Genomic DNA, 19,717 nt, shown 5'->3' on the forward strand with positions numbered 1-19,717 from the left:
ATAATCTGAAGGAGTGTTTCATTATTGCTTAGTGCGTCAAAACCTGATTAAGGTTAAACGCACGCATTGCAGTGTAACCCGCTTGCGTTAGAAGCGGACGAACGTTGGCGATTGCTTGCTCTACACTCATCGGCGATACTGTAGACGAGAGAACCAGGTCCACGCCGGCAGCATAGACTGCCTGAATATTATCACCGATGCTGCCAGCAATTAACACCACTGGTAGTTCATGTGATTTAGCAAGTTGTGCTATTCCAATTGGCGCCTTGCCCATCAGAGATTGCCCATCAATCTGACCTTCGCCAGTGATAACCAAATCTGCTTCGGCAACCCGTTCTTCCAACTTGGTCAAGCGCATAATTTCTTCTATTCCCGGTTTCAACCGGCCACCAAGGAAACTGAGAATCCCAAATCCAGTCCCACCAGCAGCGCCAGCCCCAGGAACATCACCACAGTTAATATCCAACTGTGTTTTCAAAATCTGGTTCAGAAGCGCTAGCCCCTTGTCCAGCTGTTGAATCTTGTTCTGGTCTGCACCTTTTTGGGAACCAAAAATTGCTGATGCCCCTTGAGGCCCGGTTAATGGATTGGCAACATCTGTTAGACCAATAATGGTTGCGCCAGCTAGCCGTGAATCCATTTTTGACAAATCGACATGGTCTAACTGCAACAGTCCGTTGCCACCATAAGCTAACTCATGATTGGCGCTATCATAGAAGTGTCCACCGAGTGCCTGAGCCATCCCAATGCCGCCGTCATTAGTGGCACTGCCACCAAGACCAATATAGATTTTAGAAGCACCACGATCCAAAGCAGCCTGAATCATTTGACCAACACCATATGTTGTCGTCAACATGGGATCAAGATCACTCTTGGCTAGATTTAATCCAGCCGCTTCAGCAACCTCAACAATCGCAGTCTTCTGATCAATCATCCCCCAATGAGCATCAACCGTCTGCCCCAACGGACCAACGACCGAAGCTGTGTAGGTTTGACCGCCAACAGCGGTTAAGACACTACTAACTGTCCCTTCGCCACCATCCGCAATCGGAATGGTTGTGACCTGAATTGTCGGGTCAGCTTGATGCGCCCCCGTTGCGATATAATCGGCTACCTCGTTTGACGTTGCACTTCCTTTAAACGAATCCGATGCAATTAGTACCCTTGTCATAAGAAAAACCTCAATTCGTGGTCTTAGTCCCCACCAGTTTATCAATCTCCGTCTTCATGCCGTCAAGGACTGCACCATCAGAAGGTAGACTTGGGAGGATTGGCTTGCCAACATTCATGCCAAGCAAATTAGCCATATCCTTTGTAGCTACTGGGAAGCTAGCCTTATTTTGAACCAATCGTGCTGGATTAAACTTGTATTGCGCTTCACGAGAACCTTTGTAATCGCCGGCTTCGAATTTGTCGTAAATATCGACAACTTCTTTTACCAAGCCATTAGCTGTCGAGCAGACACTGCCCCATGAACCTGCGCATAATCCTAAGTAAATCAATGTATCTTTACCAGTGAATGCACGGAACTCAATATCCTGCGTTAACCGAACGACTTCGCTGAAGTAAGTCATATCACCACTTGAATCCTTAACCCCAATAATATTTTCAACATTGTGGGCCAAGTCACTAACCAGAGAAGCATTCAAACGGTAACCCACTCGTGGATTATTGTACAACAGCATTGGCAAGTTAGGCACAGCATTCGCAATCGCCTTAAAGTGACCATACAATTCTTCATCCGTTGGCTTGAGGAACATTGGCTGTAAGACTGAGATTCCGTCGGCACCCAGCTTTTCAGCCAACTTAGCCAGCTTAACCCCATGACTGGTCCGAATTGGCCCCATTCCGAAGAAGACAGGAACTCTGCCATTTGTCTCGTCAACAATGATCTTAAAGATTTCAGTCATTTCTTCATCAGTAAACATGTAGAATTCTGAATTACTACCAAATGCCAAGATACCTTGTACACCGCCATCAATCACATGATCAATAACTTCGCGTAATTTAGGTTCATTGACACTCTCGTCATCATTAACTGGGATTAACAATGGGACAATAATACCTTTGATCCGACTAATATCCACGACTATCTATCCTTTCTATTAACGAACTAATGCAGGCTTCTTAGGATCGAATTTCCAGTTAGGAACCAAGTATTGCATGGTCTTGGCATCATCCCGCGCACCCAAGTTGTTTTCAATGTATACCTTATTAGCTTCCTTGATAGCATCCAAATCAATTTCAACGCCTAATCCCTCATTGGTTGCAGGCACTGATAATTGCCCGTCCTTAATTTGATATGGGTTCTTAGTCAGATTCTGACCATCTTGCCAAATCCAATGCGTATCAACCGCATAAATGTCACCAGGAGCCGCTGCAGCAGTATTGGCAACCATCGCCAAGGAAATATCAAAGTGGTTGTTGGAATGAATTCCCCAGTTTAACCCAAATTCATGGCAAAGTTGAGCAACTCGGACAGAACCTTCCATAGTCCAGAAGTGAGGGTCAGCCAATGGTACAGAGACACTATCTAAGGCAATGGCATGAGACATTTGCCGCCAGTCAGTGTCAACCATGTTCGTAGCGGTTGGTAAGAAGGTTGCTTTCCGGAATTCGGATAAGATTTCCCGACCAGAGAAGCCTTCTTCAGCACCACAAGGATCTTCAGCATAAGTCAAGATACCCTTGAGCTCTGATGCATAGTGGATGGCATCTTTTAATGACCAAGCACCATTCGGGTCAAGATCAAGCTTGGCATCTGGGAAAGCCTTGTGCAAGGCCTTGATGGCTGCAACTTCTTGTTCACCGTCGAAGACACCGCCCTTAAGCTTAAAGGTCTTGAAACCGTAACGATCGTACGCAGCTTGTGCTTCTTTAACGATAGCTGCTGGTGTGAGTGCAGGTTCTCGACGAATTCGTCCCCAAGCATCCGAATCATCATCATGGCTAATATAATTCAAATCTGTCTTTGACTTATCTCCAATATAGAAAAGATAGCCTAGAACGTCGACCTTTTCGCGTTGTTGCCCATCTCCAAGCAATGCTGCTGCTGGAACATGTAAATATTTCCCCAATAGATCTAAGAACGCAGCTTCAATAGCAGTCACAACATGAATTGTCGTTCGTAAATCAAAGGTTTGTAATCCCCGACCACCTGAATCTCGATCCGAAAATTTAGTTCGAATTGTTTGCAAAACCTCTTTGTACTCTCCCAATGTCTTGCCTAAAACTAAAGGCCTAGCATCGTTCAACGTATTGGTTATCTTCTCCCCACCTGGGATTTCCCCAACCCCAACTTCGTCCGTGTCTGTCGTTAAGATAACGATATTTCTAGTAAAGTATGGTCCATGCGCACCGCTCAAATTTAGTAGCATACTATCATATCCAGCGACTGGATAAACGTCCATTTTAACAATCTTAGGAACTGACATATTACCTATCCTTTCACTTTTTGGCGAAAAAGAAAAAAGGACGGTTTTAAATCCCATTTCCTTTACTTGCCAGATTAGCTTTTCTGACTATTCAATCGTCAAATCATTCATCTTCTCATAGAACTTAGCAATAGCAGAATGATCATCACTACCATTACCATCATTCTTAACTGATTGGAGAATTTCCATAACCTCAGCAGTCAGTGGAAGACCAACATGTAGTGAATGGGAAGTATCCAAGGCGTTTTGTAAGTCTTTGATGTGCAAGTCTACACGGAATCCAGGTTCGAAGTTCCGAGCAATCATCATTGGTACCTTAGCGTCCATAACAGTACTACCAGCTAGACCAGTATGAATGGCATCAAAAACCATCTTCGGATCTAAGCCGGCCTTCTTAGCCAAAGCAAACCCTTCACTAACGGCGGCAATGTTCAAAGCAACAATAACTTGGTTGGCTAACTTCGTCGTGTTACCAGCGCCAACAGCCCCAACGTAGGTTACAGAGCCACCCATAACATCTAATAATTCTTTGTTCTTATCAAAGAGATCCTTGTCACCACCAACCATGAAGGCAATTGAGCCATCAATAGCCTTGGGTTCCCCACCCGAAACAGGGGCATCCAAGAAACCAACATTTAACTTAGCCAAACGCTTAGCAAAGTCTTGGCTAGCCAGTGGGTTGATTGAACTCATATCAATAACCGTCTTACCAGCACTCAAGCCTTCAACAATACCGCCATCGTTGAATAAAGCCGCTTCAACGTTAGGTGAGTTAGGCACCATCGTGAAAATAACATCAGAGTTTTCTGCAACTGATTTTCCATCTGTGGCTGCCGTCGCCCCTAATTCAACTAGTTCATTAACTGCTTCATCTTTAAAATCAAATACAGTTAGATCATGCCCCGCTTTTACTAAGTTCTTTGCCATTGGCTTGCCCATAATACCTAATCCAACAAATCCAAGTTTCATAATATAAAACCCCTTTCAACTTTTCTACACTTACGAGTATAAGATAAATTTCACACAAATATATTACCCAAAGCATCTAACTTACTTGTATTTATTTGTGCAATTACACAATTTGTTACCGCTTTCTTCTTTAAATTACTATTATTTATCAGTCAAAACACAAATTGGCTCATCCATACAGTCGCCTGTCGGATGAACCAATTTAGTGCTACCAGAGTCCCAGAATCTTCCACCAAGTAAATCCAACAAATCCCCAGATAACGAAGTTCATGAGTAACATTTCAATCCCTAAACGCCACCAAGTACCTTGTTCGACATAACCACCGCCAAAATAAACTGCCGCTGGTCCGGAAGCATAATGCGTTAACGTTTGATAGAGGACCGTGCAAATTCCTAGTGACATAACTGCTAGAAATGGTGGAACACCAATTCCAATAGCTACAGTCAAGAACACTGGATACATAGCTAGTAAGTGAGAAATACCACTTGCAAATCCATATGTTGTTGCAATAAAAATGAAAATCAGAATAGCTAACCCTAGAGGCCAACTGATACCATGCAAGTCCCGTGCAACATACTGTGCAAATATTTTGAAAAAGTTCATCTTTGAAAGATTATCAGCCAGACTATACATACCACCCATCCAGAACATTACGTCCCAGGCACCTTTTTCAGTAGTAATATCTTGCCATTTCAGAATTCCGGTCAAAGTCATCAGTGACAGTCCCACTAAAGCAACTACCGTCGAACTTAAGCCTGTAATCCCAGTAGTCGCCCATCCAATAATCGTAATAGCAAAAATCAGGGATAATAACTTTTCTTCAGAGCTCATTTTCCCCATTTCACTCAACGCCTGTTGTGCTGCTATACGAGCTTCAGGCGTCTTTTTCATGGTTGGTGGGAAAATTTTATAAAGGATCCATGGCGTCGCAATGAATGCAACTAACGCAGGAACTGATGCCATCAAAAACCAAGAGAACCAAGATAGATGTATATTTGCAATTTTGGCAGCAAAAGTTACAACTAACAAGTTACCTGCACACGCTGTCATAGTTAATCCACTGGCAATATTATCGTTATGTACCAAGGACATAATAAGATATGCACCTATCTTGCGTGGTTCCTTATCCGGTTCTGAGCCAGCAACACCTGCAATACTACGAACAATTGGGTACATAATCCCACCCGATCGAGCCGTATTCGAAGGAACAAAGGCGCTAATAATCAAGTCACCTAGCGAAAGTGAATAACTTAACTTCAACGAACTTGAGCCAAAGCGAGCCATCAAAAAATAAGCAATTCTCCGTCCCAGTCCCGTTTTAATCAAACCTCTCGAGAAGAGGAAGGCGGAAACAATTAACCAAATCGTATCTGAACTAAAACCTTCAAATGCTTCAGGAACCTGTAAAATTCCTGTTACCATAGTCATCGTCAACGCAATCAGCGTAACTACCCCTGATGGGAATGGCCGTAGCATGAACCCAAAAGCTGTGGCAACAAAGATTGCAAACAAATGCCATGCACTGACCGAGAAATTACCTGGAACTGGAATAAACCAGATGATAATTCCTAAGATAATGCTAATTAGCATCGAAACCCAACGCTTTTTGTTAAATGATTTTTTCTTCTGAGCATCTTCCAAAGTTGAGAACCTCATTTCATATTAGTCGATCTTAATTTCTGATTACCCAACTGACTAAAGCTTAACTTTGAAAACACATTTTTTTAAATGACTAGGTTGTTCCGTAACCTGAATTCCCGTTTTATGGCCGTCTTCCGGATAGCAGATTAAAATTTGACCTGGTCTCAGCGTCAAAGAAACATTTTTATCTCCCGTTAAAGTTGCCTTATCCTTCTTGATATTGTATTCTTCTCGCTTCATATTAGCAGTATCATTTAAAGCTAAGCCCTCGGTACCAGAAGCTAACACATGAACATCAATATACTTATCATGGCTCTCCCATGAACGATTTGTCTCACTTTCAGTATCGTAACTTAAAACGTTTACATAGAAATTATCACCATCAATTTTATGGCTCCCTACTTCCAATGTTGAAATATCATTATTTTTCACATAATCCAAAACTAACTTTGTCTTCGCGTCATATAAATTATTTTCTTCAAAACCTTTAATCGTATCGTAAATCATAATTTCATCTCCGTATATTAATTTTTAGCTAGTACCTGATTAACTGCCCATTTAGGCTCATTACCGGATAAAACTCGATCAACTTCCATAGCGGCATGTAATGCCATTCTGTCCATCGTTTCTCCTGTGTTTGATGCAATATGCGGCGTTAAAGTTACGTTTTCCAAAGAAAATAATGGACTATTCATTGGTAGAGGTTCCTGTGAATAAACATCTAGCGCTGCCCCAGCAATTGTTTTAGATTCAAGCGCATTTATTAAAGCGCTTTCATTTACAACACTACCTCGTGATAAATTAATCAAATATGCTGTCTTTTTCATCAGCTTGAATTCTTCTTCTCCAAAAGATTCCTTCGTTTGAGCATTAGCTGGCAAATGTAGCGACACAAAATCGGATGACTCTAACAATTCTTTACGTGAGACCAATTTGCCTGTCTCTACTTCCGAAATAAAAGGATCATAAATCAAGATATTCATATCTAATCCCTGAACCTTTTTTGCAAACATTTTTCCAATTTTGCCATAGCCTACGATGCCTAATGTCTTTCCTTCTAAATCCATTCCTTTATGCGAATTCTTATAGAAAAAGTCATCATCAGCCATATGTGTAATATCATTTTTCAGATTCTTTGCCATTGCTAATAATAAACTCGTTGCTGTCTCCGCAACTGAACTTGCATTAGCTAAAGGTGTATTTGTTACCCATTTCCCAGCCGCCGTTGCAGCATCTACATCAACATTATCAAAACCAACACCGTGTCGTGCAATAATCTGAACGTTTGGTAAACCGTCAATGATGTCTTTTCCAAATTGTGAAGTCCGTAAGATGATTCCTTCTGCATCCTTACCTTCCCGTAAGATTGTCTGTGCATCAGTCCCGGTTCCAAGGATCACATCATAACCTTTATCCTTTAAAAATTTCTTGCCAACGTTAGCAATATCTTCTGGAATATATACAATTTTTGCCATATCGTACCGCACTTCTTTCCCTTCAAAATTTAGAAGGAGCGTGGGCCCATAACCCCTTCAACAAAAGTGAAATTGTGAACACATCTATCAAAAAAATTGTTACTTCGTTTTTACAAGTCTTAGTTTATTACATAACAAAGCCTAATCATGTATGCAATTGCACAAACTTTAAACAACTAACTTTGGTTAAACACTCAAGGCAGGACCATGACTACCCCCAAGGATATGTTGCCATACATTGCTCTGAGTAATTAACAGGCTTGTAGTAGCCGCCTCAGTTTAGCAATTTTTGGTATAAAAACCCATCAATCCAAAGTTAAGGCTCCCACCAGCTCTAAAATTGCGATTACCACTTGTACTTGAAAAAGTTGAATTTCTGCGTTTAAATAATGTGGAGGCGCTTTCATTTTTCTGATTAAAATTACGCCAACATTTATAGTTACTTACGAAACTTAACTGCTTATCTGTCAATTGCACAAATTTATTGATTGAAACTAGTCTATTAACTAAATAATTACACTTCATCCAATGACGCTCTGTAATAAATTGAAGGCGGGACATACTATGAAAATCGACCCAGTACTTGCACAATCAATTGTGAATAAAATGATGGCACAGATTCCTTATAACGTTAATCTTATGGACCAAAACGGCTACGTTATCGCCAGTGGTGATAGTTCTCGAATTAATACATTGCATGTCGGCGCGCTTGATGCAATTGAGCAAAAAAAGACATTGCCAATGGCACGCTCATTTGGACAACATGGACAGCCAGGAATAAATATGCCCATCTTTTTTGACAATGAAATTGTCGGTGTCATCGGAATAACTGGTGATCCCGACAAAGTCACCCCCTTAGCTTCTCTATTAAGAATTGCAACAGAACTATTATTGAGTCAAAATGAAAGTAACTTGAAAGAAAAGAAGAGAGAAAATACACTCAATCGCTTTCTTTATCAGTGGTCACAGGTTACTAGCGATATTGAATCTAAAACGGAACTGCTCTTAGAAGCTAGTCAGTTAAAAATCGATATATTAAAGCCGCGCACCGCAATTGCCATTGAAAGACAAAATCTTCCCATTGGTATCATGGATGGCACAGACTATAAAATTATTCTTGATACTAAAACAACAATTATTTTAACTCGTTTGAATGCCACTATTGATCGTCTAATCAAGTATTGTCGTGCAAAAAGAATTCGTCTTGGTATCGGTTTAGCGACACGCAACATCGGAAAGTCTATTCAACAGGCTACTCAGGCTCTTCAAATCAGTACTATTTTTAACCGATCAGACTTGATTTACTATCAGCAAGTTGCCTTTGTTGATAGACTTCTTAATAGCGAACTATCATTTACAAATCTTGAAAGACTCTTTGAGAAAGAGCATAAGTCTGAGTCAGGAAATGAACTTATTGAAACTTTAAGCGCATTTATTCACAATAATGGTAGTATGGTTCATACTGCAGCGGCTTTACATATACACCGAAACACACTCAGTTACCGTCTAGAACGTATTAAGCAAAGTTTCAATCTAGACCCACATAAAACTGTTGAATTATTTGAACTCTATTTGGGGTATCTCTATTTCAAAAAGCAGCTTTATCAGGATAATTCAAAGCCAGTAGCCACTGCCAATTCGTAGAATCATCCCTTTTCTAATCAAATACAACTTTGAACCGCTATTAACACAATGATTTCAACTATGTAGAATGTTGGGAAATATTTGTTTTTCTTATCCCACCATCACCTATCACCAGATAACTCTTAAATAACCCTTAACATTCCCTCAACCCCTACACAAAATCCCCACCAATTTCGTTAGTAACCGTAGACACCCTTTTTTGCTAACGCAAAAAAGGGCCGCCAACTCACTGATTGGCGACCCCGCACGTGACCTATTTCAGATAAGTCACAGCGCTCTTAACGTTAATTTTCTTGGTGGTAATGCCGTTCTTGTAGAAGTTATCGGCCATTTCCTGTTGTTCCTTGACAACGCTGGCGTACATGCCGCGAATGCTGTAACGCCGGCGGTCAACCATTTTCTTGACCACTGACTTCTTCAGCTTCAGCGACTTGCTGAGCATGGTCGTCAACTGCTTGTGGTGGGTATCGGCCCAGTGCATATCATCTTCCAGATAGTCCACTAGGTATTTTGATACCGTCTTGTGCGACTTAGCATAGGTCTGCATTGACAAAATGTAGTCCCGGTTGTTGCTCATGCCGACCCCATTGCTCAGGGCCTTGGCATTTTGCGTCAACTCTGCTTGGGCCGTGTACGGATCCCAGGTGACCCACGCATCGATCTTGCCCTTGGCAAAGGCCACACTAGCCGCTGATTGGTCCATGTTGACCCAATCGACGTCATTGACCTCAAGCCCCGCCTTTTCAATCAGCTGCAAGAGCAGGTACTGGGAACTGGTCCCCTTGGTGTAAGCAATCTTCTTGCCCTTCAAGTCCTTCAGCGAGTTGATGCCGCTGTTCTTCTTGACCAGGATACCGGAACCCTTGGCCTTGGTGGAGCCCACGCCGACGTAAGCCAGATCAGTTCCCGCTGACTGCGCCGTAACGGGTGGCGTATCGCCGGCCCGCGCGTAGTCGATACTGCCGGACTTCAGCGCCTGCATCAGCGCATTCCCGTCTTGGAACTGCTTGAGTACCAACCGGTAGCCCTTGGCCTTCATCTTCTTGACCAGCTTGCCGCGTTGCTTGGCGATATCAAAGGGATCCCCCTTTTGATAACCGACCGTCACCGTGGTCAAGCCGTTGGTATGGCTACTCTTAGCGCCATCCGTTTGTTGGTAGCCGTAAAAGGCCACCCCGACCCACAAGACCAACACGATGCCAACTAGCCATTTTAAAACGGTTCGCTTGGTCCGACTCATGCGCTAGCACCCAACTTCACCGGATCGTTAACGACCAGGTCCCGTAGCTTTGGCCGGACGACCTTGCCCGTGGCGTTCCGTGGGTAATCATGAACGAATAACACGTGCTTCGGTTGTTCGTAGCCGGCCAGGGCCTTCTTAGCTTGATCAAAAATGGCCTGTTCTTGGTCTTTTTGAGAGCCACTGTTTGGCCGACTGATGACAACGGCGGTCACCGCTTCACCGTACAGGTCGTCGGGGGTCCCAATGACTGTGATTTCCTTGATGAAGTCCAGTTCACTCAGAACATTTTCTACCCGTGCTGGGGCGACCTTTTCGCCACCAACACTGATGATATCCTTCTTCCGACCGTTGATGTAGAGGTACCCATCGTCGTCGAAGTAACCCAAGTCACCGGTCAAGAACCAGCCATCCTTGAAGGAATCAGGATGTGGGTCCAGGTAGGACTTGATGACGTGATCACCACGAACCGCAATCTCACCGGATTGGCCAGGGGTCGTGGTAAATTCGCCATCGACCAAGATTGCCATATCGGTCCCTACTGGCAGGCCCACGGAACCGACCTTAGGCTTGTCAAATGGGTTCAAGGTGCATTGGCTGGCAGTTTCGGTCATACCGTAACCTTCCAAGATGCGCGTGTGGTACGTGTCTTCGAAGTCGGTCAGTTTTTCTAGTGGCAAGGAGAAGGAGGAACAACGCACGAACCGCAAATGGGTCTGGTCGTTGTAGGCCGCCTTGGCCTTGTTGTTTAACAGTAAGATGTTGATGATGGTTGGCACGACGGATGCCCAGGTCACGCCGTTGTTTTGTACTTGTGGCCAGAAGCGGCTCGCGGAAAACTTCGGCGTGATGACCATTTTGCCGTCAGACAGGCGCGTGGACAGAACGGAAACGACCTGCGCGTTGATGTGGAACATCGGCATGGTGATCAGGGTCGTGTCGGCCGCCGTCAACCGGTGCGCGTCGATGTCGTGTTGGGCACCGTGGCGAATCAAGTCGTGGGTCAAGCCGACCCGCTTAGGCTTCCCGGTGGTCCCGGACGTGTGCAGGATGAGCGCTAAGTCCTCTTCGGTCGGCGTTGCGGCCACGTGACCGGCCACCTTGGTATCCCGAATAACGGTCAAGTTGTCGGCCGTGTTGAGCGTCAAATCGGCGCGTTGTGTCTGCCGGTCAGCCAAGACAGCATCGACCAGGTCGTCAGCCACGATAACGGCCGCGTAGTCGTGTTCCTTCAAGTCGGCGAGCATTTCAGCGGCTGGCGTGTTGGCGGAAACGGGGTTCATGATGGCCCCAATCTCCCAGATGGCTTGCGTCAAAACGGGGTACATCCCCGAGTTGGGCAGGCAAACGTAAACGACGTCGCCGTGACCCACGTGCAGGCCGCGCAGCTGATCGTCGAGTTGATCGACATCGGCTGCCAGTTCCGCACCGGTGTACCATTGGTCGCGGGCTTCGTCTTTGATAATTTTATCGTTAGCGTGCTTTTTCAATTGATTGGTTAATTTAAGCGTTACTTTTGACATGTGAACGTGCTCCTTTCGAGAACAAGTGCCATTGGGGCCGGCCAATCAAGATACCGAATGGTGGCACCTTGAAGCAGAACCAAGAAATCAGTAAGGCGCCCCCGGCAACGAAGAGGTAACCCACTGGCAGCAGCAACAGCAGCAACCAGGCGGGAAGACTCATGTGTGCCAAGATGGCATTTAAGGCAAAGATCGGTAAACTTTGACAGAGGTAGATCCCGAAGGAAACCTTGGAGAAGGCCTGAATCAGGTTGTCTAACCAGTCCGGCAGGCCGTGTTGGCGCGCTTTGGCGTACTGCAGGCCGAACCAGAGAACAAATAAAATCATAAAACAGTCGTAAATGAAGATGAACGGTTGGTGCACGGAGAACACGGCCTTGCGACTCAGCTGCAAGATGTCACGGTCACCGAAGAATAAGAAGACCGTGCCAATCGCCAGCAGTCCCGCCATCCAGTTGATGAACTTGTGGTGCTTTTCAATGAAGGCAACCACATCGTCGTAGTGAATGGCCACGAAGCCACCGACCACGAAGTAGAATTGGTACACAAACACGTTGTTCCCGTAGGCCCGGAACCACCACAGCCAGTTGCTGGTGTCAATGTGTGGGAGCCAGTACTTGATTCCCGTAATCAGGAACAGCTGGACCGCCCCACTGATGCCGATGATGGCCAGATGGTGCGTCGGGAGTTTCTTAAACATATACACAATGGCGGGGAACAACAGGTACAGCTGGAAAGTGACCACGATATAATACATGTAATACTCATTCCCATACTGCAGCGCGTTGCCCAGATGGGCCCAGTACTTCGGCCAATCAATGCCGCCGCTGGCAATCAGGGTCGCCACGATCATGATGATTGCGTTCCAGGCAATGTAGGGGACCCCGGAACTGATGTAACGCTTTTTCCAAAAGCGTAGCCACTGATGGTCACGGTTATAATAATTCAGGACCAACACTAACCCGGTCATAAACATAAAGCCCATCCGGGTAAAATGCAGGGCCAAGTGGGTGGCTTCCAACAGTAACTGACTATTCGTGGTATCGACTAAGCGGTTCTCAAATGCCGTCGTGGTGTGATTTAACAACACCCCACCGATAAACATGACCCGCATGAGATCAACTTCATGTAAATACCGCCGTTTTTTCCGTTCGGCCACGGTCTCACCTCTTCTAACGGGTCGCCCCGTAATTAATACGTCTTTAGTTATATCATGTGATTAACGTCGACGTCCTGATGGTTTTCTAAACAAGAAATAAGAATTTCTTAGATAACGTTATCCGCCGCTTAAAAAACCATCCATTTTTCACATTACACTTTATAACCTGCTAATTATAGTAGAATTCATAAAGTTCACAGTTTGTTCACAAAAGAGTCAGCATTTATTAACAAAACGCTTCCGGCAAAAGCGTATATTGTAAGGTGTTACATAGCATTGGGGGAGATTGGTCTTAGTGACCACTCCCCCTTTTTTTCGACAATTTTTAAAGGAGATGGCTCATTTGCAATTCAAACACCCCCGGATGGTAACGCTTGCTGTTGCCTCCCTGGCAGTTCTGACAGTTGGTTTGGCCGGTTGTTCCAGTACCAAGAGCTCGTCAACCTCATCGGCGGCGAGTTACAAGATCAAGACGAACAAATCCGTGTTGACGGATACCCAGATCAAGAAGAATCTGGATACCAAGCTCATCACGACCCGTCAAGACAGTCAGAAGCGTTTGACCGCAACTTATAAAGCAGCAGCGCAAAACAGCAAATACACGTTAGACAGTCCCTACGTCAAGGTCAACCCTTACAAGACGTCCCCACTGTCCGCGTTAGTCACATTTAAAACTAAGGACGCCGAAAAGGTCAGCTACACCGTCGTCGGCAAGTCTGACAAGACGTCTATCACCAACACCGTGGCGGGTGGCTACACCACGACGCATCAGGTACCAGTGGTTGGCTTGTACGCTGACACCAACAACACGGTGAAGATCACCGCCACCAACAAGGACGGCAAGACACAGACCAAGACGCTGAAGATGCAGACCGGCAAATTACCGACCTACGTTGCCAACGCCACGGTCACCACGAAAAACGTGGACAAGTCCAAGATGGAGATCGGTAAAAACAAATTGACCATCATGAACCGGACCACCAAGCAACCCTTTGCCATCGACGCAGACGGAACAGTCCGGTGGTACAGCACGGATTACTCCCAACACACGATTGAACAGTGGACGGGCGGTCATATCATGATGCTGTCCAAGAAGGACGTCGACTCCGACGTTTATAACGATTTACTTGAAACCGACTACCTGGGACGCGTGTACAAGGAATACAGTTTCGCGGCCAATACCAGTAGTTCAGACGCCGCCAGCATCAGTAAGGCCGCGGCCAAGGCCAATAGCGAAACCACTGTCATTCACCATGACCTGGTCGAACTCCCCAACCACAACTTCTTAGCCACCGTTTCCGACGGATCCAAGTACAAGGAAGACACCATGATCGAAGTTTCTCACAAGACTGGGAAAATCGTGAAGGTCATCGACATGAAGAAGTTGTTGCCGAAGTCCATGTGGACCAAGTACGCCAAGGGTGCGGACGGCAAGATTGACTGGCTCCACCAAAATGCCGTGGACTACGATAAGAATGACAAGTCCATCGTCATTTCTAGCCGGAACCAAGACATGATCATGAAGCTGGACTACAAGACCGACCACATCAAGTGGATCTACTCTGGTAAGAAGACCTCCACTTGGCCTAAGGCTTACCGGCCATACCTGTTGAAGCCGGAAAAGGGCACGGTCATCACTGGTGGTCAACACGGAATCTACCTGCTGAACAACGGCGGCAAGAACTCCGCGGATAGCGAAGACTTCCTGTTATACGACAACAACATTGCCGTCACCAATGGGAACAAAAAGACGTCCGGGAAGTACTCTCAAGCCGTGCAATACCACGTGGATGCCAAGAAGATGACCATCAAGACGACCTGGTCTTACGGGAAGTCCTTAGGGAAGGACAACTTCACCTACGTCATCGGGTACGCCGAACGACAACCAAATGGCAACACGCTGATTGACTTCGGTTACAAGCACAACGGTGCGCAAAGTAACGTCATTGAAGTTACCAAGTCAGGCAAGCAAGTCTTCAACGCCACCATGCAAAGCGCGGCGGACAAGGCCTACGCCTACCGGGCTTACCGGGTACCGTTCTACAGTGCCGATTACCAATTTGATGCGACGAAATAGGATTTAGTTTCACGTGAAACACCCCTGAGATTTTTTTCTCAGGGGTGTTTTTTCTTGTCTCATAATTTGCTAAGTTCACTAACTACTTAACAATCTTCACTAGTTTTTTATTAGCCGAGATATATTGACCATTCGCAATCTGGAAACGTGTTGTCCGATGATAATGGACAATCCGCTTAATCTTTAAAGTGCGGTTAATCCGATAATGGTTAACCTTTTTCTTCAGACTATCCTGCCGATAAGTGTTCAGACCAGACTTGCTCAACACCCTCACGGCCTGTGAAAAGTGCTGATAGTACGTTGAGACTACATATTGTGCCTTTGCCGTGATATACCCTGTTTTACCAAATGTTGCTGAACCATGGTTAACATCACGGACATGATAACGCACGTGACCCTGATTAGAAGTCACTTGCCCAGTTACAATAAACATTGGCCACTTTGTCCGCGACTTGCGCAAGTACCAGCAAATACGCCGCTTAGGATTGAAATTCTTAGTACGGTACAATCCAATCTTCTTGGTGGAAGAAACTACCATATATGTGCGACCCGCCTTGAGCGCTTGTACACGTTGATACGTATACGTGACGGTCTGTGGTTCGGTCGTAAATATCCCTGTCGTATTTCCTGAGTCCTTCACCAAGGTGTAGCCCTCTAAATTACGTTTCCTTGCTTGATAAGCTGCGCCATAACTTCCCGTGAGCGACTCACTTGGTGCTACCTTCTGTCCATTTTCATTTAAAAACTGAACGGTTACTGGCTTGACTTGAAGTGTCTTATTCGTGTCAGCCGACGAAATTACTGACGTATTTTTCTTATAAACGTAGGTTACAGTCGCATCGTTTTTCGGATATGCGCCATTCGTATCGCCTAAAACCTTATCAAAAGTATAACCTTTTATTGCTAATTGTTCTGTCGCGTACCCAGGATCATTTTCCCCAACTTTCCCATATGCTGTTACAACATCATCGGCAATCTGCCGACCATTCTCATCGGTATATTTAGCTGTAACCCGGGTCTGTCGCGTTACTGGCTCCCAAACATAAGTTTCAACTTCAGTTGGTCGGGAATTTTCAGTGTACAATTTAACAATGTCTGCAGCTGAATCAAACTTTGTTCCTAACGGATTAACATCTGAACCATCGCCTACCGCCTGCCATTTGCCCGTGTAGGTGTCATCAGCAACAGGAAGCTGTCCTACATCGTACCCACGTACACCTAGAAAGGGATCCGCCACAAAATTCATCCGTGGACCAAACGAGACTTTCCGAAGAGAATGGTTCTGATAGAACATGAAGAACGTGGTTTGACCTTGACCGGACTTCATTGACGACCCATCGAAGCTAGATAGATTAGCCTCTTGTAAATTGCTATCTCCGTTAAACATGGACATCATGCTGGTTACCTTAGATGTGTCAAAACTGGACAAATCGATATGCTGTAAATCTAGCCCACCAAACATCCAATCCATGTCAGTTACTTTAGATGTATCGAAGTTTGAAAGATCTAAAGCGGTCAGCCAGTCTATGTTCGTTATAGTCAAATTATTCATAAACATGTACGCCATATTTGTGGTTTGACTAGTATCCAAATCCGACAAATTATCAAATGCGGTTACATTTCCCATCTGTGCAAACAAATTAGCTGAATTAATCGGTGCCTGTACTTTACCATCCAGAACGACCCGTTTCACCAACATCGCTGCTGCCGTTGCCTGACTATTCGTCGGATTGGCCGCCCCCTCTGGTAACGACTGTGCAATCATATAACCAACTTGACTAGCATTCATGTTTGATACTGTTGAAGTTGGTTCTGCTAGGTTTCCTGCTCCAATATGTAAAACACCATCTTGTGTTAAATACCATTGACAGGTCCCATCAATGCCTTCAGCTTGATTTACAGTCTCAGCATTTGTAGTTACCTCCTTTAGGAACAATGGTCCATTCTGTATTTGGCTAAATCCACCCCAAAATCCCAATAAAAATCCAACAAGAATGCCAATGAAAATATTCCTTTTCCAATTCAAAGTGCCACCCCTTCTAATGAATATTATCCAACAACATTTTAAGCTTGCTCATATTTTCATAATAGCACCAATTCAATGTACATATATAAATTACATTCAATTATTTAAAGAGAAAAAGCGGCTAGAATTTTCTACTCAAAGAAAATTCTAGCCTAACTACATCTATAGCTAAAGCTAAAAGTTGTACATACAATAGTTTCTGATAACACCCTGTTAAAAGAGTTCATGAATATTAAGTTAGTCCACTTCCACTAGCTGTGAATCCTTTCAATTACGTAAATAGTCCATCTAGTCTCTTCATCAAGTCCTCATGCTCATCAAACAATTCGTTAGCCGTTGCCAAAATGTTTGCTCTAACTAGCTCGATCTTTCTAAAAGTAATTTCCTTACCATCTGGCGATATGATTTTTTCAAAAGTCGTATCGCCGTCTACATCTAAAAACTCACAATCACTTTTAGAAAGCCGAAAAGCATAGGCATTTCCAGTCTTAACTAACTTTACTGGCCCGTTTAGTTTTTCTGGATTAGTCATAGGGAGTCCCTTCCTTAATTTTTGTGTGCATTATAGCATCTCGTACACACGTAATCCAAAGACAGCTCTGACTATCTTACCGTCAAGCTGGCAATTCAGGTAGTGGGAATCGGTGACCAAATCACAGAGTGGAACGACTTAGTCTTAAAGCTAGAAGCTAGCTCGCCAAATGTGCATCAGTGTTTCCACTGTCGCCGGTGGCTCTGTTGGTAAAGCCAGAAAATCAGCGCTGCCACCAACAAGATGGGCACCAGAATGGCGTAACCCGCCAGCAGGTGGCTGAAGGCTGCGACTAGCACGGCGCCGACGATGAAGCTGCCCAGAACGGCAAACGTGTCGATAGCCTTGCCGCGGGCTTCGCGGTCGTGATAACGCAGACCGTCGACCAATGATTCCGTGGCCGTACGGAGATTACCGGTCATCATCAAGGGCGTGAACGGTGCCCCTTTGATGCGGCGAAATTCCTGGAGCTCAACGGCCGCTGCCAAGGACAGTAACGCGGTCGCCGCCCAATCCGGAATCACGTTGGTGGTGGCTAAGGCGACAATTAAAATGGCAAACTCGACCCACAACGCCACGCTCTGTGGGCTAGTCTTTCGCTGGGCTAAAAAGTGCTGCAATAACCGGGCCAGCGCCGTACCCAAGGCGAAGGCCAACAGGGCCGTCAAATACCGCCCCATTTGTGCCAATTGGAGGTGGCCAAAGTTGATCCCCAGCAGAATCAAATTTCCCGTCTGTAGGCCCGCAAAGACGGCGCCATGTTCCAGGTAAGAATAAGCATCGAGCGCCCCGGCAATCATGGTCAGTCCACTCCCGAAGATCAACTCCTCATGTACTGGAAAAGCTTTCTGTCTCACTATCATTCACCCCTACACAAAAATTTCGTCCTTTTAGTATAAGTGAAATTGTTTAAGTTTTTCCAAGGACGCCCAAAAGGCCCACCGGTAACGGGCATCCGTTACTGATGGGTCAAGGGTTTACACGGCTAGTTAAATGTTTCTAAAGACGTGGTGATCAGCTGAATAAAGGCGTCACGGTCGAGGTCAAGTAGCACGTCCGTGTTCTTTGGCTTGCCAGTCAGTTCGTAGTAATCACAAACGGTTTCGCCACGAACCAGTTCACCTTGCGTTTCCACATCCACGTTCATCAGCTCACTGTGGAACATCTCTGGGTGAAGCAACCAGGCAATCGTGCACGGATCGTGGAGTGGCGCGCCTTTGAAGCCCCATTTCGGATTCTCATGGTACAGCTCAAAAAAGTTCAGGAGGCCGTAAAACGCGTGAGCCACGGGATTATCGATTTTTCCGATGGCTTCGATCTCTGGTTTTAAGATCTGCGCCTTGTGGGTCACGTTGAGCGGAGCCATCGTTAGTGGGATGCCGGCGTTCAACACGATCTTGGCCGCCTCGGGATCAACGTAGATGTTAAATTCGACCGACGGCGTCCAGTTGCCCAATCCCATCGCGCCACCCATGAAGACGACGCGGGCGATTTTGGCTTTCAATTCGGGGTACACGCGCAGGAACAGGGCTAAATTGGTCATCGGCCCCGTCACCACCAGCGTCACCGGTTCAGCGCTGTTCCGCAACGTCTGGGCCATCAATTCGATGGCAGTCATGTCTTGCACCGCAAAGTCCGGGTCGGGCAGCTCAGCACCGTCCAGCCCACTCTTACCGTGCACGTTACCGGCCGTTTCCAGCGGCTTTAACAGCGGCGTGCGATTGCCGCCAGCCACTGGGATCTCTTGGTGGTGCATCAGCGTCAACAGGCGCATGGCGTTGTTCAGCGTCTTCTCCGGCGTCTGGTTACCGGCTGAGGTGGTCACGGCCAGCAGTTCGATTTCTGGATTGGCCAACGCCAGCATCATGGCCAGCGCGTCATCGTGGCCGGGGTCGCAGTCTAAAATAATCTTGGTTGTCATCAGTATTCGCTCCTCTATGGCTTACTAAGTCCATTTTAAAGGAAAATGACAGCGCTTTCCACCAGCAGTCAAAAA

16 protein-coding genes are annotated in these 19,717 nt (G+C 45.5%); 2 read left to right on the forward strand and 14 right to left on the reverse strand.

Annotated features, from left to right (window positions below; translation table 11 throughout):
- Positions 1 to 28 precede the first annotated feature (28 nt).
- The 7 genes from NGM66_RS03820 to NGM66_RS03850 form a co-directional block, all read right to left on the reverse strand.
- Entirely contained in the window at positions 29 to 1,171 is a 1,143-nt protein-coding gene (locus NGM66_RS03820) for a glycerate kinase family protein (protein WP_258115397.1), read from the reverse strand.
- Between the two features lie 10 nt (positions 1,172 to 1,181).
- Positions 1,182 to 2,087 carry a dihydrodipicolinate synthase family protein gene (locus NGM66_RS03825; protein WP_208907417.1) on the reverse strand — a complete coding sequence of 302 codons (906 nt, stop codon included), beginning with the start codon at positions 2,085 to 2,087 and terminating at the stop codon, positions 1,182 to 1,184.
- Between the two features lie 18 nt (positions 2,088 to 2,105).
- The gene (locus NGM66_RS03830; RefSeq protein ID WP_208910949.1) at positions 2,106 to 3,434 is read right to left on the reverse strand and encodes an enolase C-terminal domain-like protein; all 1,329 of its coding nucleotides are present in this window, start codon (positions 3,432 to 3,434) and stop codon (positions 2,106 to 2,108) included.
- 87 nt (positions 3,435 to 3,521) lie between these two features.
- On the reverse strand, positions 3,522 to 4,403 hold the full coding sequence (gene garR, locus NGM66_RS03835; RefSeq protein WP_208907416.1) for a 2-hydroxy-3-oxopropionate reductase: 882 nt from the start codon (positions 4,401 to 4,403) through the stop codon (positions 3,522 to 3,524).
- Between the two features lie 208 nt (positions 4,404 to 4,611).
- On the reverse strand, positions 4,612 to 6,045 hold the full coding sequence (locus NGM66_RS03840; protein WP_208907415.1) for a DASS family sodium-coupled anion symporter: 1,434 nt from the start codon (positions 6,043 to 6,045) through the stop codon (positions 4,612 to 4,614).
- A gap of 54 nt (positions 6,046 to 6,099) precedes the next feature.
- The gene (locus tag NGM66_RS03845; RefSeq protein WP_208907414.1) at positions 6,100 to 6,552 is read right to left on the reverse strand and encodes a NanQ anomerase/TabA/YiaL family protein; all 453 of its coding nucleotides are present in this window, start codon (positions 6,550 to 6,552) and stop codon (positions 6,100 to 6,102) included.
- A 17-nt stretch (positions 6,553 to 6,569) separates the two neighbouring features.
- A complete protein-coding gene (locus tag NGM66_RS03850) occupies positions 6,570 to 7,520 on the reverse strand; it encodes a hydroxyacid dehydrogenase (RefSeq protein ID WP_208907413.1) in 951 nt (316 codons plus the stop codon).
- Positions 7,521 to 8,084: 564 nt separating this feature from the next.
- On the opposite strand from NGM66_RS03850, the gene NGM66_RS03855 reads away from it, so the two are divergent.
- Positions 8,085 to 9,164: a CdaR family transcriptional regulator gene (locus tag NGM66_RS03855; protein WP_208907412.1), complete on the forward strand. Its 1,080-nt coding sequence runs from the start codon at positions 8,085 to 8,087 to the stop codon at positions 9,162 to 9,164.
- A gap of 253 nt (positions 9,165 to 9,417) precedes the next feature.
- Here the strand turns inward: NGM66_RS03855 and NGM66_RS03860 are convergent, their stop codons facing one another.
- From NGM66_RS03860 to NGM66_RS03870, 3 genes are read right to left on the reverse strand one after another with little or no spacing between them, the layout of a single operon-like run.
- Positions 9,418 to 10,404, reverse strand: coding sequence for an aliphatic sulfonate ABC transporter substrate-binding protein (locus tag NGM66_RS03860; protein WP_208907411.1), 987 nt, complete (start codon positions 10,402 to 10,404; stop codon positions 9,418 to 9,420).
- Positions 10,401 to 11,927, reverse strand: a complete 1,527-nt coding sequence (locus tag NGM66_RS03865; protein WP_208907410.1) for an AMP-binding protein — start codon at positions 11,925 to 11,927, stop codon at positions 10,401 to 10,403. The genes NGM66_RS03860 and NGM66_RS03865 overlap by 4 nt, the downstream gene beginning before the upstream one ends.
- Complete coding sequence (locus NGM66_RS03870) at positions 11,908 to 13,086, reverse strand: acyltransferase (RefSeq protein WP_208907409.1); 1,179 nt, start codon at positions 13,084 to 13,086, stop codon at positions 11,908 to 11,910. The genes NGM66_RS03865 and NGM66_RS03870 overlap by 20 nt, the downstream gene beginning before the upstream one ends.
- A 334-nt stretch (positions 13,087 to 13,420) precedes the next feature.
- Here NGM66_RS03870 and NGM66_RS03875 point away from each other — a divergent pair, with 334 nt between their 5' ends.
- Positions 13,421 to 15,163: an aryl-sulfate sulfotransferase gene (locus NGM66_RS03875; RefSeq protein ID WP_258115398.1), complete on the forward strand. Its 1,743-nt coding sequence runs from the start codon at positions 13,421 to 13,423 to the stop codon at positions 15,161 to 15,163.
- 82 nt (positions 15,164 to 15,245) lie between these two features.
- Here the strand turns inward: NGM66_RS03875 and NGM66_RS03880 are convergent, their stop codons facing one another.
- From NGM66_RS03880 to rihA, 4 genes are all read right to left on the reverse strand, one after another.
- Positions 15,246 to 17,189: a MucBP domain-containing protein gene (locus tag NGM66_RS03880; RefSeq protein ID WP_208907407.1), complete on the reverse strand. Its 1,944-nt coding sequence runs from the start codon at positions 17,187 to 17,189 to the stop codon at positions 15,246 to 15,248.
- A 271-nt stretch (positions 17,190 to 17,460) separates the two neighbouring features.
- On the reverse strand, positions 17,461 to 17,721 hold the full coding sequence (locus NGM66_RS03885) for an AbrB family transcriptional regulator (RefSeq protein WP_208907406.1): 261 nt from the start codon (positions 17,719 to 17,721) through the stop codon (positions 17,461 to 17,463).
- A 176-nt stretch (positions 17,722 to 17,897) separates the two neighbouring features.
- The gene (locus NGM66_RS03890) at positions 17,898 to 18,578 is read right to left on the reverse strand and encodes a YoaK family protein (RefSeq protein WP_208907405.1); all 681 of its coding nucleotides are present in this window, start codon (positions 18,576 to 18,578) and stop codon (positions 17,898 to 17,900) included.
- A gap of 128 nt (positions 18,579 to 18,706) precedes the next feature.
- Positions 18,707 to 19,642 (reverse strand): pyrimidine-specific ribonucleoside hydrolase RihA, encoded by a 936-nt coding sequence (gene rihA / locus NGM66_RS03895; protein ID WP_208907404.1) that lies wholly within the window; start codon positions 19,640 to 19,642, stop codon positions 18,707 to 18,709.
- Positions 19,643 to 19,717 lie beyond the last annotated feature (75 nt).

The sequence above is a fragment of the Levilactobacillus yiduensis genome (assembly GCF_024718525.1).
Lineage (GTDB): Bacteria > Bacillota > Bacilli > Lactobacillales > Lactobacillaceae > Levilactobacillus > Levilactobacillus yiduensis.